This is a genomic window from Saccharothrix sp. ST-888, from assembly GCF_000955975.1.
In the GTDB taxonomy this organism is placed as follows: Bacteria; Actinomycetota; Actinomycetes; order Streptomycetales; family Streptomycetaceae; genus Kitasatospora.
On sequence record NZ_JYJF01000874.1, the window covers coordinates 1 to 315 of the forward strand.

The following is a 315-nucleotide window of genomic DNA, read 5'->3' on the forward strand; positions in this document are numbered from 1 at the left end:
GGCGCGAACGGCACCGAGAAGGCGAACTACTACTTCCAGGGATCGCCCCAGACCTCCTCGCTCAGCCACCAGTTCACCGGTTCGCTCGACGCCGGCTGGCAGGCGACCGACACCGTCGACGTCGCCGCCCTCGTCTACGCGCCCTGCGGATAGGAACGCAACTTCAGCATCAACACCGCGCTGCGGGGGAGTGCCGGCACCGCGGACGCGTCCAGAACGACCAGCTTCATGACCATGGACTCCACCGACGGCAGCATCAACACCGTCTACCACCTCGCCTGGAAGCAGTGCCCTTGAGCGTACGAAGCGCCCGCC

The 315-nt window shown here is 66.7% G+C and carries 1 pseudogene; it reads left to right on the top strand.

From position 1 onward, the window contains the following. Nucleotides 1-297, top strand: a pseudogene (locus tag UK12_RS39200) (DUF4360 domain-containing protein); the annotation flags it as partial. Between the last annotated feature and the right edge of the window lie 18 nt (nucleotides 298-315).